Source organism: Streptomyces sp. NBC_00209 (genome assembly GCF_045206345.1).
GTDB lineage: Bacteria > Actinomycetota > Actinomycetes > Streptomycetales > Streptomycetaceae > Streptomyces.
The window spans coordinates 4,837,538-4,850,877 of the sequence record NZ_CP108121.1 but is presented as its reverse complement, the minus strand read 5'-3'; the positions used below and the strand labels follow the sequence as shown (position 1 = coordinate 4,850,877).

Annotated in this window: 11 protein-coding genes; 2 read left to right on the top strand and 9 right to left on the bottom strand. The window is 69.0% G+C overall.

Going from position 1 to position 13,340, the window contains the following annotated elements; genetic code table 11:
- Position 1: 1 nt before the first annotated feature.
- The 6 genes from mreC to OG867_RS22015 form a co-directional block, all read right to left on the bottom strand.
- Positions 2–1,036, bottom strand: a complete 1,035-nt coding sequence (mreC, locus tag OG867_RS22040; protein WP_406287774.1) for a rod shape-determining protein MreC — start codon at positions 1,034–1,036, stop codon at positions 2–4.
- A gap of 99 nt (positions 1,037–1,135) precedes the next feature.
- Positions 1,136–2,155, bottom strand: coding sequence for a rod shape-determining protein (locus OG867_RS22035; protein ID WP_018518174.1), 1,020 nt, complete (start codon positions 2,153–2,155; stop codon positions 1,136–1,138).
- Between the two features lie 292 nt (positions 2,156–2,447).
- The gene (gene ndk, locus OG867_RS22030; protein ID WP_406287772.1) at positions 2,448–2,861 is read right to left on the bottom strand and encodes a nucleoside-diphosphate kinase; all 414 of its coding nucleotides are present in this window, start codon (positions 2,859–2,861) and stop codon (positions 2,448–2,450) included.
- A gap of 93 nt (positions 2,862–2,954) precedes the next feature.
- A complete protein-coding gene (locus tag OG867_RS22025) occupies positions 2,955–3,302 on the bottom strand; it encodes a DUF4233 domain-containing protein (protein ID WP_406287770.1) in 348 nt (115 codons plus the stop codon).
- Positions 3,303–3,304: 2 nt separating this feature from the next.
- A complete protein-coding gene (locus OG867_RS22020; RefSeq protein ID WP_406287768.1) occupies positions 3,305–4,825 on the bottom strand; it encodes a bifunctional folylpolyglutamate synthase/dihydrofolate synthase in 1,521 nt (506 codons plus the stop codon).
- A 110-nt stretch (positions 4,826–4,935) separates the two neighbouring features.
- Complete coding sequence (locus OG867_RS22015; protein ID WP_406287766.1) at positions 4,936–7,557, bottom strand: valine--tRNA ligase; 2,622 nt, start codon at positions 7,555–7,557, stop codon at positions 4,936–4,938.
- Between the two features lie 256 nt (positions 7,558–7,813).
- Between OG867_RS22015 and OG867_RS22010 the strand changes: the two genes are divergently transcribed.
- Complete coding sequence (locus OG867_RS22010) at positions 7,814–9,088, top strand: RNA-guided endonuclease InsQ/TnpB family protein (RefSeq protein ID WP_406287764.1); 1,275 nt, start codon at positions 7,814–7,816, stop codon at positions 9,086–9,088.
- Between the two features lie 104 nt (positions 9,089–9,192).
- On the top strand, positions 9,193–10,191 hold the full coding sequence (locus tag OG867_RS22005) for a hypothetical protein (protein WP_406287762.1): 999 nt from the start codon (positions 9,193–9,195) through the stop codon (positions 10,189–10,191).
- Between the two features lie 80 nt (positions 10,192–10,271).
- Here OG867_RS22005 and clpX read toward each other — a convergent pair whose 3' ends face one another.
- The 3 genes from clpX to OG867_RS21990 form a co-directional block, all read right to left on the bottom strand.
- Complete coding sequence (gene clpX / locus OG867_RS22000) at positions 10,272–11,570, bottom strand: ATP-dependent Clp protease ATP-binding subunit ClpX (protein WP_406287760.1); 1,299 nt, start codon at positions 11,568–11,570, stop codon at positions 10,272–10,274.
- 154 nt (positions 11,571–11,724) lie between these two features.
- Complete coding sequence (locus tag OG867_RS21995) at positions 11,725–12,408, bottom strand: ATP-dependent Clp protease proteolytic subunit (protein WP_018518168.1); 684 nt, start codon at positions 12,406–12,408, stop codon at positions 11,725–11,727.
- Positions 12,409–12,486: 78 nt separating this feature from the next.
- Positions 12,487–13,092: an ATP-dependent Clp protease proteolytic subunit gene (locus tag OG867_RS21990; RefSeq protein WP_266540745.1), complete on the bottom strand. Its 606-nt coding sequence runs from the start codon at positions 13,090–13,092 to the stop codon at positions 12,487–12,489.
- Between the last annotated feature and the right edge of the window lie 248 nt (positions 13,093–13,340).

Below are 13,340 nucleotides of genomic sequence, written 5' to 3'. Positions count from 1 at the left end.
TCTACCTCTGTTCGTTGACCGCGTTGTCGGCGTTCGGAGTGGCGTTGCCGCTGGGGTCCGGGCTGGGGCTCTCGTGGATGTTGCCGACCACGTTGCCCTCGGTGTCCACGATGTCGCCGTTGGGCGAGATGGTGACGGTGACGGTCGGCGTGGGCTTCGGCTTGGCGGGTGCCTTCGGCTTCTTCGGCAGGACCGAGTCGCGAGGGTCCTGGCGCGGGGCCTGGACGACGATGCCGACGATGTCCAGCTTGGTGAAGGAGACGTACGGGCGGACGTAGACGGTCCGGGTGAGGTCGCCGCCCGAGGGGTCGACGCGGACGACCTCGCCGACCGGGACGCCGGGCACGAACGGCTTGTCCTTGCTGGAGCCGAAGGTGACGAGCCGGTCGCCCTTCTTGACCTTGGCCTTGCCGTTCAGGAACTGCACCGCCAGCGGGCGGGAGCCCTGGCCGGTGGCGAAGCCCAGCTCGTCGGTGGACTCCATCCGGGTGCCGACGGTGAAGTCGGGGTCGTTGGCGAGGAGCACCGTCGCGGTGTCCGGGCCGACGGTGGTGACGCGGCCGACCAGCCCGTCCCCGTTGATGACGGTCATGTCGCGCTTGACGCCGTCCTTGGAGCCCGCGTCGATGGTGACCGTCCAGGAGAAGCCCTGGGCCGCTCCTATGGCGATGACCTCGGCGGCCGCGATGCCGTACTGACCGGTGGCCGACTTCTTCAGCATCCCGTCCAGCTGGCGGACCCGGCTGCGGTTGCGGTCGTCGCTGCCGAGCTTGGCCTTCAGCTCGGCGTTCTGCTTCTCCAGCGCGGCGATCTTGTCGTGCCGGGCGCCGGAGGCGCGGACCGCTCCTATGGCGTTGCCCACCGGGTCGACCGCCGACGCCACGCCGTTCTCCACGGGTCCGAAGACCGTGGCGGCGGCCTGCCGGGCGCCGTCCACCGGTGACGCCTCACCGCCGCGGATGTCCACCGTGATCAACGCGAACGCGATGGCGATCAGCAGCACCAGGAGCAGCCGGCTCTCTCGTGTGTCCCTCACAGTGCGGCGGCCGTGCCTTCCTCGTAGGAATGATCGTGCCTGTATGTCACGCGGTCCTCCGCGCGGAGCGGCAGCGTCCGCGCGGAGGGCCGTGGGGTACTACCGGCGGGGCTGGGCGTCCAGGACCTGCTGGAGTGCCTCGAACTCCTCGACGCACTTGCCGGAGCCGAGCGCCACCGAGTCCAGCGGGTCCTCGGCGATGTGGATCGGCATGCCGGTCTCGTTGCGCAGCCGCTCGTCCAGGCCGCGCAGCAGCGCGCCGCCGCCGGTGAGGACGATGCCGCGGTCCATGACGTCGCCGGACAGCTCCGGCGGGCACTTGTCGAGCGTCGTCTTGACCGCGTCCACGATCGCGTTGACGGGCTCCTCGATGGCCTTGCGGACCTCGCCGGCCGAGATGACGACGGTCTTGGGCAGGCCCGAGACCAGGTCGCGGCCGCGGATCTCGGTGTGCTCGTCCTTCTCCAGGTCGAACGCCGAGCCGATGGTGATCTTGATCTGTTCGGCGGTGCGCTCCCCGAGGAGGAGCGAGTACTCCTTCTTGATGTGCTGGATGATCGCGTTGTCCAGCTCGTCCCCGGCGACCCGGATGGACTGGGCGGTGACGATCCCGCCGAGCGAGATCACCGCGACCTCCGTGGTGCCGCCGCCGATGTCGACCACCATGTTGCCGGTGGCCTCGTGGACCGGGAGGCCCGAGCCGATGGCCGCCGCCATGGGCTCCTCGATGATGTGCACCTGGCGGGCGCCGGCCTGCGTCGACGCCTCGATCACGGCGCGTCGCTCGACCCCGGTGATGCCGGAGGGCACGCAGACGACGACCCGGGGGCGGGCCAGGTAGCGGCGCTTGTGGATCTTCAGGATGAAGTAGCGGAGCATCCGCTCCGTGATCTCGAAGTCGGCGATCACGCCGTCCTTCAGGGGCCGTACGGCGACGATGTTGCCGGGCGTACGGCCGATCATCTTCTTGGCCTCGGCGCCGACCGCCAGAATTCCGCCGGTGTTGGTGTTGATGGCCACGACGGACGGCTCGTTCAGAACGATGCCGCGCCCCCTGACGTACACCAGCGTGTTGGCAGTCCCGAGGTCGATAGCCATGTCACGGCCGATGAACGACATTGAGTTCCCCTTGTTCCCCATGAGGATGCGTCGGGCCTCCCAGGTAAAAGCCGTGATGGCTTGTTTTGGTAGGCAGGATGGGCGCTGCGGGCGTGGAAGGTTCCATCGTAGTGCCGGATGTGCCGGCACAGCGCGAGGGTACGCCGCCCTGCTGGGCAGAACGGGTGGCCGTTCCACTCATGGTGACGTTACGTCGGGACGATGCGTTCCCGCGATCGGACACCCTATGCCGAAGGGCGACCGAATTAATTCGGTCGCCCCAGGTCGCGAGCGCTGTTCGGCTGATCCCGGTTCAGGAAAGTCCGGGGAAGAACAGCTTCATTTCCCGCTCCGCGGACCTCTCGGAGTCCGAGGCGTGGATGAGGTTCTCCCGGGTGATCGTGCCGAAGTCACCGCGGATCGACCCGGGCGCGGCGGCGATCGGGTCGGTGGGGCCGGCCAGGGCGCGGACGCCCTCGATGACCCGCTCCCCTTCGGCCACCAGGGCGACGATCGGACCCGACTGCATGAACTCGACCAGCGGCTCGTAGAAGGGACGGCCCACGTGCTCGGCGTAGTGCTGCTCCAGCGTGGCGCGGTCCAGGGTACGCAGCTCCAGCGCCGTGATCTTCCAGCCTGCCTTGCGCTCGATGCGGCCGACGATCTCGCCGACCAGACCGCGACGGACGGCGTCGGGCTTGAGAAGAACGAGGGTGCGCTGGGTCATGTGCGGCTCCTTGCAGGCATACGGGTGCGGTGAGGCGACATTACAGGGGCCCGCCGGCACGCCGGCCGCCGGGTTTGCCGCGGTGGGGCGCGGTCAGGCCGCGTCCGCCTCGGCCTGGGCGGCCCAGCGGGCCTTCACCTCGTCGATCCGGCGACCGTAGTGCACCGAGGCCCACCACAGCGCGCCGAAGGCGACGCCCAGGACGAACATCACCGGGATCACGAAGCCGCTCGCGACCAGCGCGACCTGGAGGGTCCAGCCGAGCTGGACGCCCCCGGGGCGGGCGAGCATGCCGCAGAGCAGCACGGAGAGGAGCATCCCGATGCCGCACACCGTCCAGACCGTGGCGTTCGCCAGGTCGTCCGACTTCATCGCGACGAGTCCGGCGAACCCGATCACGAAGAACTCGCCGATCAGCGTGGACGCACAGAGCATGCGCATGGTCAGCGCCTTCCCAAAAGCAGCCGGGCCTCGCCGACCGTGATCACGGAGCCGGTCACCAGGACACCGGCGCCCGCGTATTCGTCCTCTTCCTCGGCGAGGGTGATCGCCGCCTCCAGCGCGTCGTCGAGCCGGGGTTCGACCTGCACCCGGTCGTGGCCGAAGACCTCGACGGCGACGGCCGCGAGGGTGTCGGCGTCCATGGCGCGCTCGGTGGAGTTCTGGGTGACGACGACCTCGGCGAAGATCGGCTCGAAGGCTTCCAGGAGCCCCCGCACGTCCTTGTCGCCGCTGGCGCCGACCACCCCGATCAGCCGGGAGAATCCGAACGCCTCGGACAGGCCATCGGCGGTGGCGCGGGCGCCCGCCGGGTTGTGCGCGGCGTCCAGGACGACGGTGGGGCTGGAGCGGACGACTTCGAGGCGGCCGGGCGAGATCACCGAGGCGAACGCCGCCCGCACGATGTCGGCGTCCAGCGAGCCGGGCTGCTCCGCGCCGACGCCGAAGAACGCCTCGACCGCGCAGAGCGCCACCAGCGCGTTGTGCGCCTGGTGGGCGCCGTACAGCGGCAGGAACACGTTGTCGTATTCACCGCCGAGGCCGCGCAGGGTCAGCAGCTGGCCGCCGACCGCGATCTCACGGGAGACCACGCCGAACTCCATGCCCTCGCGGGCCACGGTGGCGTCGGCCTCGACGGCCTTCTTCAGCATGACCTGGGCGGCGTCGACGGGCTGCTGGGCCAGGATGACCGTGGCGCCCTGCTTGATGATCCCGGACTTCTCGGTCGCGATCTCGCCCGGCGTGGAGCCCAGGCGGTCGGTGTGGTCCAGCGAGATGGGGGTGACGACGGCGACCGAGGCGTCGATGACGTTGGTCGCGTCCCAGGTGCCGCCCATGCCGACCTCGACCACGGCGACGTCGACCGGCGCGTCGGCGAAGGCCGCGTACGCCATGCCGGTCAGCACCTCGAAGAAGGACAGCCGGTAGGGCTGCTGGGCGTCGACCATCTCGACGTACGGCTTGATGTCCTCGTACGTGGAGATGAACCGCTCCGGGTCCACCGGGGCGCCGTCCAGGCTGATCCGCTCGGTGATCGACTGGACGTGCGGCGAGGTGTAGCGCCCGGTGCGCAGGTCGACGGCGCCGAGCAGGGCCTCGATCATGCGGGCGGTGCTCGTCTTGCCGTTGGTGCCGGTGATGTGGATCGAGGGGTACGCGCGCTGCGGCTCGCCGAGCACGTCCATCAGGGCGGCGATGCGCGTGACGGACGGCTCCAGCTTGGTCTCGCCCCAGCGGCCGGCGAGCTCCTGCTCCACTGCGCGCAGCGCCTTGTCGACCTCCGGGTCGGCGGGGCGGGCGGGCAGCTCCTCGGCGGGGGGCGGCCCCGAGGCAGCGCGCAGCGTGCGGCTCCCGGCCTCGATCACCGCCAGGTCGGGGTCGCGCTGGGTCGCTTCGTCCACGATCTCCGCGAAGGTGTCGTCGGGGTCGGACGCGTCGGGCCGGTCGGGGCGGGGCTCACTCACGGGCCCCAGTCTACGGATGGCCGCGGACATCGCGCACAGCCGCCCGGGGGCCGGACACGCCTGAGCCCCCGCGCCCCTCGGGTGAGGGGGCGGGGGCTCCGGGTGACCGGTCAGCTCTGCGGCAGGGCCGCCAGCTGGCCGCCGATCCGCTCGATGTCGGCCTCGGCCTTGGTGAGCCGGCCGCGGATCTTGTCGACCACGTTGTCCGGGGCCTTGGCGAGGAACGCCTCGTTGCCGAGCTTGCCCTCGGCCTGGCCCTTCTCCTTGCGGGCCGCCTCCAGGTCCTTCGTCAGCCGCTTGCGCTCGGCGTCGACGTCGATCGTGCCCGACAGGTCCAGGGCGACGGTCGCCCCGGCGACGGGCAGCGAGGCGGTGGCGTGGAAGCCGTCCCCGGCCGGCTGGAGCCTCAGCAGCTGCCGCATGGCCGACTCGTGCGGGGCGAGCGGGGTGCCGGTCAGGGTCAGCTCGGCCGGGACCTTCTGGCCGGGCTGGAGGCCCTGGTCGGAGCGGAAGCGGCGGACCTCGGTGACGACCTGCTGGACGAGCTCGATCTCCCGCTCGGCGGCGTCGTCGCGGAAGCCCGAGTCCTTCGGCCAGTCCGCGATGACGACGGACTCGCGGCCGGTGAGCGCGGTCCACAGGGTCTCGGTGACGAAGGGGACGACGGGGTGCAGCAGGCGCAGCATCACGTCGAGGACCTCGCCCAGGACGCGGCCGGAGACCTCGGCCGGGCGGCCGCCGCCGAAGAAGGTGGTCTTGGACAGCTCGACGTACCAGTCGAAGACCTCGTCCCAGGCGAAGTGCCGCAGCGCCTCGCTGAGCTTGGAGAACTGGAAGTCCTCGTAGTACGCGTCGACTTCGGCGACCGTCTTGTTCAGGCGGGAGAGGATCCAGCGGTCGGTCACCGACATCTCGTCGGCGGACGGCAGCTCGCCCTCGATCGTCGCCCCGTTCATCAGGGCGAACCGGGTCGCGTTCCAGATCTTGTTGGAGAACTTCGCGGAGCCCTGGACCCAGTCCTCGCCGATCGGGACGTCGGTGCCCGGGTTGGCGCCGCGCGCGAGCGTGAAGCGCAGCGCGTCGGAGCCGTACTTGTCCATCCAGTCCAGCGGGTTGACGACGTTGCCGAAGGACTTCGACATCTTCTTGCCGTGCTCGTCGCGGACCATGCCGTGCAGGACGATCTTCTCGAACGGCGGGACGTCCTTGTTGACGTACAGGCCGAACATCATCATCCGGGCGACCCAGAAGAAGAGGATGTCGTAGCCGGTGACCAGGACGGAGTTCGGGTAGAACTTCGCGAGGCTGTCGGTCTGTTCGGGCCAGCCGAGTGTGGAGAACGGCCACAGGCCGGAGGAGAACCAGGTGTCCAGGACGTCGCTGTCCTGGGTCCAGCCCTCACCGGTGGGCGGCTCGTCGTCCGGTCCGACGCAGACCATCTCGCCGTCGGGACCGTGCCAGACGGGGATGCGGTGGCCCCACCAGAGCTGGCGCGAGATGCACCAGTCGTGGAGGTTGTCGACCCAGTCGAAGTAGCGCTTCTCCATCTCCTGGGGGTGGATCCGGACCTTGCCGTCGCGGACGGCGTCACCGGCCGCCTTGGCGAGCGGGGCGACCTTGACCCACCACTGCATGGACAGCCGGGGCTCGACGGTGGTCTTGCAGCGCGAGCAGTGGCCGACGGAGTGGACGTACGGCCGCTTCTCGGCGACGATCCGGCCCTCGGCGCGCAGGGCGGCGACGATCGCGGAGCGGGCCTCCATCCGGTCCAGGCCCTCGAAGGGACCGGGAACCGTGATGACGGCGCGCTCGTCCAGGACGGTGAGGAAGGGCAGGTCGTGGCGCTGCCCGATCTCGAAGTCGTTCGGGTCGTGGGCGGGGGTGACCTTCACGGCACCGGTGCCGAACGACGGGTCGACGTGGTGGTCGGCGACGACCGGGATGGTGCGGTCGGTCAGCGGCAGCCTGATCTGCTTGCCGACCAGGTGCTTGTACCGCTCGTCGTCGGGGTGGACGGCGACGGCGGTGTCACCGAGCATCGTCTCGGCGCGGGTGGTGGCGACGACGATGGTCTCCTCGCCCTCGCCGTACGTCATGGAGACGAGCTCGCCGTCGTCCTCCTGGTACTCGACCTCGATGTCCGAGATCGCGGTGAGGCACCGGGGGCACCAGTTGACGATGCGCTCACGGCGGTAGATGAGCTCGTCGTCGTACATCCGCTTGAAGATGGTCTGGACGGCCTTGGACAGGCCCTCGTCCATGGTGAACCGCTCGCGGGTCCAGTCGACGCCCTCGCCGAGGCGGCGCATCTGGCCGGAGATCTGGCCGCCGGACTCGTCCTTCCACTGCCAGACGCGCTCGACGAACGCCTCGCGGCCCAGGTCGTGGCGGGACTTGCCCTCCTTGCCGAGTTCGCGTTCGACAACGTTCTGGGTGGCGATGCCGGCGTGGTCCATGCCCGGCTGGTACAGCGCCTCGAAGCCCTGCATGCGCTTGCGGCGGACGAGGGCGTCGATCAGCGTGTGCTCGAAGGCGTGGCCCAGGTGCAGGGACCCCGTGACGTTCGGGGGCGGGATGACGATCGTGAACGGCGGCTTGTCGCTCTTGGCATCCGCCTCGAAGTACCCGCGTTCTACCCAGCGCTCGTACAGCTTCCCCTCTACCTCGGCCGGCGTGTACTGGGTCGGCAGTTCGGGGTTGCTGGCTGGCTGCTGCGCTGGGTTCTCGGTCACGCGGACAGTTTAAGGGGCCTGTGTTGAGTTCCCCGTCTGCGCCCCGACTGGCCGCTGCGCCCGCCCTTCGGGCGGACGACGGGGCACGCAACACAGCCCTCAGAGCCGTCACCTTGATTTTCCCAGGATGCCCCGTCCTTCAGGGCGGGGAGGAATGGGTCCTCGGTGCGGAGCCGCGAAGCGGAAGAGTTCGCTGCACATTAGCACTGACCTGCACTTTCTTTCGTTGTCAGTGAGGGCTGTTAGGTTGCGGATCATGGCGACGACAGCAGCAGTTGAGCGGGGGTCCGGGCTTGCCCGGTACACCTTCCGGTTGCGTGTGTCGTCGTCCGCGCGTGCGGGTCTTGAGGGTGAGTGGGCGCGGTGTCGGTGGGTGTGGAACGAGTGTGTGGCGATGTCCCGCAAGGTTCACGCCGCGAACCGCGACACCGTCGAGAAGAAGACGTGCGGTCCGGCGCAGCTGGACAGGTTGCTGACCGAGACGCGGCAGTCGATGTCCTGGTTGCGTGAGGGGGCGAGCGTTCCGCAGCAGCAGACCATCCGTGACTTCGCCACGTCCCGGTCCAAGGCGGTCAAGGACATCAAGGCGAAGATGCCGGTTCGGCGGCGGGCCGGGATGCCCCGGATCAAGCGCAAGCGGGACGCGCTGCCCACGCTGAACTACACCCAGCGCGGATTCCGCCTCAAGGACGGCCGCCTCCGCCTTGCGGGCGGCATCATCCTGACGGTCGTCTGGTCCCGCGCACTCCCGTCCGTACCCTCCAGCGTGCGCGTCTACCAGGACAGCCTGGGCCACTGGTACGCGTCGTTCGTCGTCACCACCGAGACCCAACCGCTCCCCGCCACAGGGCGCGTTCTGGGGGTGGACTGGGGCGTGAAGGAGACCGCCACCACCACATCCGACGCCCACGACTTACCCCACCCGGGGTACGGGAAGAGCGCAGCGCGGAAGCTGGGGCGCTATCAGCGGATGATGGCCCGCCGCCGCCCCGCCAAGGGAAAGACCGCCTCCGCGGGCTACCGCAACACCCAACGGAAGACCGCGAAGGTCTACAAGAAGGTGGCGCGGCAGCGGCAGGACACCGCCCGCAAGTGGGCCAAGGCGGTGGTCCGCGACCACGACGCCGTCGCTGTCGAGGACTTCCGCCCGAAGTTCCTGGCGAAGACCAGCATGGCCCGCAAGGCAGCCGACGCCTCGATCGGCGCCACCAAAGCCGCCCTCATCGAAATGGGGCGTAAGCACGCGCGAGACATCCATCTCGTGCATCCCGCGCACACCACCATGGACTGCGCGTCGTGCGGTGCGAGAACCAAGCACGCACTACCTCTGTCCGAACGTACCTACACCTGCACCGCATGCGGAGCCGTGTCCCCCAGGGACAAGAACTCCGCCCGCGTGATGCTGGTCCGGGCTGGTCTCAACCCGGCTGGTGCCGATCGTGTAAGAGCCGAAGGACCGCAGGTCCCCGGCCAACGTGAGCCAGGAATCCCCGCCTTCCAGGGCGGGGAGGATGTCAAAGGAGTGCACTGAAATCGCTTTGTTCCGTAACGGTGTGCCTCCCGGTGGTCCGCGCGCGCGAGCCTTCCGTCAGGATGTTCGCAACGCGTAAGTATCACGAACAGGGGACACCGCAGATGAGCTACAACCAGCCGGGTCCGTACGGTGGCCAGCCGCCGCAGGGCCAGCCCGGACCGTACGGCCAGCAGCCGGGCCCCTATGGCGGTCAGCCACCGCAGGGCCAGCCGCAGGGCCAGCCCGGCTACGGCTACCCGCAGCAGGCCCCCCAGGGCGTCCCGCCCCAGCAGCAGCCCCAGCCGGGTTACGGCTACCCGCAGGCGCAGCAGCCCGGCCCGTACGGCCAGCAGCCGCCCACCCCGCCGTACGGCGGCCAGCCGGCCTACGGGCAGCAGCCGGGCTTCCCCCCGCCGGCCCCGCAGAAGAAGAAGACGGGCCTGATCGTGGCGGCGGCGGTCGTGGCGCTGGCGGTCATCGGCGGCGGTGTGTACTTCCTGACGTCGGACGGCGGCAGCGGCGACGTGGCGGACTCCACCAAGGGCTACAAGCTGACGCTCGCCGACTCTGTGGACGACTACAAGAAGGACACCACGAAGTCGTCCTCGGACGATATGACGAGCAAGGAGAAGTCCGAGGCCGAAGCCGCAGGGATCAAGGATCCCCACAAGGCCGAAGCCCAGTACGCGAGCGGTGACCTCGAAAAGAACCCGCTCACGACCAAGATGCTCATGGTCTACGGCAACTGGGGCGATGTGACCGACCCCGCCAAGGCCCTTGACGCCATGTTCGCTCAGGCGAAGAAGGGGATGGCCGAGGGGGAGAGCGGGAAGAACAAGCCCTCTCTCGTCGGCGAGCCGAAGAGCGTGACACCGCCCGGTTTCAAGGGTGCGCTGATGAAGTGCCAGGACTTCAAGATGGCCAACGACGATGCCGACGGCACCGTGGCGAAAGGCCCCAAGGAAATGATCATGCCCGTGTGCATCTGGGCCGACTACAGCACTGTCGGCGCGGTCGTCGGCTTCGACGTCGGCGCGGCCATGACCAACAAGTCCATGTCCCAGGACGAGGTGGCCGCGCTCGCCGCCAAGCTCTACAACACCTCCCGCACCAAAATCTGACCCGCGGCACCACGAAGGGGCGCCCCGCCGGTTCCTCCGGCCGGGCGCCCCTTCGCGTACGTACGAACTACCGCACCGCGTTACGCGGACTTCTCGTGGCGGCCCTCGTCGCCCTTGCCGATCGTGCGCGGCTCGCGCGGGACCAGCGTCGGGTTGACGTTGTTGCGGACCACGTCGGCGGTGATGACGACGCGGGCGACGTCCTTGCGGGACGGGACCTCGTACATCACCGACTGGAGGACCTCCTCCATGATCGCGCGCAGGCCGCGCGCGCCGGTCTGGCGCAGGATCGCCTGGTCGGCGATGGCCTCCAGCGCCTCGCGCTCGAAGTCCAGCTCCACGCCGTCGAGTTCGAACAGCCGCTGGTACTGCTTGACCAGGGCGTTGCGCGGCTCGATGAGGATCTGGAGCAGGGCCTCGCGGTCCAGGTTGTGGACCGAGGTGAGGACGGGGAGGCGGCCGATGAACTCGGGGATCATCCCGAACTTCACCAGGTCCTCCGGCATGACCTCCTGGAACTGGTCGCTGGCCTGGATCTCCCGCTTGGAGCGGATCGTGGCGCCGAAGCCGATGCCCTTGGCACCGGCCCGGGACTCGATGATCCTCTCCAGACCGGAGAACGCGCCGCCCACGATGAACAGCACGTTCGTCGTGTCGATCTGGATGAACTCCTGGTGCGGGTGCTTGCGGCCGCCCTGCGGCGGAACGGAGGCGGTGGTGCCCTCCAGGATCTTCAGCAGGGCCTGCTGGACGCCCTCGCCGGAGACGTCACGGGTGATCGACGGGTTCTCGCTCTTGCGGGCGACCTTGTCGATCTCGTCGATGTAGATGATCCCGGTCTCGGCCTTCTTGACGTCGTAGTCGGCGGCCTGGATCAGCTTCAGCAGGATGTTCTCGACGTCCTCGCCGACATAGCCGGCCTCCGTCAGCGCCGTCGCGTCCGCGATGGCGAACGGGACGTTGAGCATGCGGGCCAGCGTCTGCGCGAGCAGCGTCTTGCCGGAGCCCGTGGGGCCCAGCAGCAGGATGTTGGACTTGGCGAGCTCGATCGCGTCGTCGCGGCCCGCCCCGCCGCCGTTCTCGCCGGCCTGGACCCGCTTGTAGTGGTTGTACACAGCGACCGAGAGGGCCTTCTTCGCGGGCTCCTGCCCGACGACGTACCCCTCAAGGAACTCGTAGATCTCGCGGGGCTTGGGAAGCTCTTCCCAGCGGACCTCGCTCGTCTCGGCGAGCTCCTCCTCGATGATCTCGTTGCAGAGATCGATGCACTCGTCGCAGATGTACACACCGGGACCCGCGATGAGCTTCTTCACCTGCTTCTGGCTCTTTCCGCAGAACGAGCACTTGAGCAGGTCGCCGCCATCACCGATGCGTGCCACGAGGTGCTTCCCCTTCGCCTGGGAGACGCCTGGTTCAGCGGCTCCTGTGCCTCTATCCGACGGTACCTTGCCTGGCCCCCCATTCGGGCCCCCCTTGGCACGGTTCACACGGCCGGAGCCGGGTGCCGCAGCCGTGCCAAGGGGCCAGGGCGGGTCAGGCGAGCGCGCCGGCCGCGCTCTTGCGGGTCGACACGATCTGGTCGACAAGGCCGTAGGCCAGGGAGTCCTCGGCGGTGAGGATCTTGTCGCGCTCGATGTCGTCGCGGATCTTCTCGATCGGCGTGGTGGAGTGCTTGGCGAGCAGCTCCTCCAGCTGGGTCCGCATACGCAGGATCTCGTTGGCCGCGATCTCCAGGTCGGAGAGCTGCTCGCGGCCGGTCTGCGAGGACGGCTGGTGGATCAGCACACGGGCGTTCGGCAGGGCCATGCGCTTGCCCGGGGTGCCGGCGGCGAGCAGGACCGCGGCGGCGGAGGCCGCCTGGCCCATGCAGACCGTCTGGATGTCCGGCTTCACGAACTGCATCGTGTCGTAGATCGCGGTGAGCGCGGTGAACGAGCCGCCGGGGCTGTTGATGTAGATGGAGATGTCCCGGTCCGGGTCCATCGACTCCAGGCACAGCAGCTGCGCCATGACGTCGTTGGCGGACGCGTCGTCGATCTGCACGCCGAGGAAGATCACGCGCTCCTCGAAGAGCTTCGCGTACGGGTCGTACTCGCGCACGCCCTGCGAGGTGCGCTCCACGAAGCGCGGCACGATGTAGCGGTTGTCCACCTGCGGGCCCGTGTAGAGGCCGCTCGCGGAGGCGCCGGGGAAGTTGTTCATGTGGGTGTTCACCATCCTGGTGGCGTTCTGTGGCTGGGTGTCTCGGCGTACGAGAGATGCGCGGGGTGGTACGGGCGCTGTCCGGGGGCCGGATCAGGCGCCGGTGCCGCCGCCGCCCGGAACGCCCGACGCGATCGAGATGATCTCGTCGATGAGGCCGTAATCCTTGGCCTCCTCCGCGGTGTACCAGCGGTCGCGGTCGCCGTCGCGGATGATCGTCTCCACGGTCTGGCCGGAGTGGCGGGCGGTGATCTCCGCCATGCGCTGCTTGGTGCGCAGCAGGTACTGGGCCTGGATCTTGATGTCCGAGGCGGTACCGCCGATGCCGGCCGATCCCTGGTGCATGAGGATGTCGGTGTTCGGGAGCGCGAAGCGCTTGCCGGCGGTGCCGCCGGTGAGCAGGAACTGGCCCATCGAGGCCGCCATGCCCATACCGATGGTGACGACGTCGTTCGGGATGTACTGCATGGTGTCGTAGACCGCCATGCCGGCCGTCACCGAACCGCCGGGGCTGTTGATGTAGAGGTAGATGTCCTTGTCCGGCTCGGCGGCAAGGAGGAGCAGCTGCGCGGTGATCTTGTTGGCGATGTCATCGTCCACCTGCTGGCCGAGGAAGATGATGCGCTCGCCGAGCAGCCGGCTGTAGACCTGGTCACCGAGGCCACCACCGAGGGACGGTTCTCCGGCGGCGTAGGGCATCAGATTCGTCACGTATCCACCTGCTCGTCTCTGACGGCTCCGGCCGTCTCAGCGTCTTCGTACCGGGTGGGCCGGGACTACCCGACCCTTCCTCTTCATGGACCCTAACGCGCAGGTGGAACAACGCCATCCCGCTTCCGCGACTGTTCGCTGGGAGCGCAAGGTCCGCAGTTGGCACAAGGGTTGTGGCGAAACGTCCGCCGGTACGACGACGGGCTCCGGACGCGGTGGCGTCCGGAGCCCGTCGT

Coding starts and splice junctions, on each gene's coding strand:
- OG867_RS22010 (WP_406287764.1), top strand. CDS start 7,814: ATGGCGACGACAGCAGCAGTTGAGCGGGGGTCCGGGCTTGCCCGGTAC.
- OG867_RS21995 (WP_018518168.1), bottom strand. CDS start 12,408: ATGGTGAACACCCACATGAACAACTTCCCCGGCGCCTCCGCGAGCGGC.
- ndk (WP_406287772.1), bottom strand. CDS start 2,861: ATGACCCAGCGCACCCTCGTTCTTCTCAAGCCCGACGCCGTCCGTCGC.
- OG867_RS22005 (WP_406287762.1), top strand. CDS start 9,193: ATGAGCTACAACCAGCCGGGTCCGTACGGTGGCCAGCCGCCGCAGGGC.
- OG867_RS22035 (WP_018518174.1), bottom strand. CDS start 2,155: ATGTCGTTCATCGGCCGTGACATGGCTATCGACCTCGGGACTGCCAAC.
- OG867_RS22025 (WP_406287770.1), bottom strand. CDS start 3,302: ATGCGCATGCTCTGTGCGTCCACGCTGATCGGCGAGTTCTTCGTGATC.
- OG867_RS21990 (WP_266540745.1), bottom strand. CDS start 13,092: ATGCCCTACGCCGCCGGAGAACCGTCCCTCGGTGGTGGCCTCGGTGAC.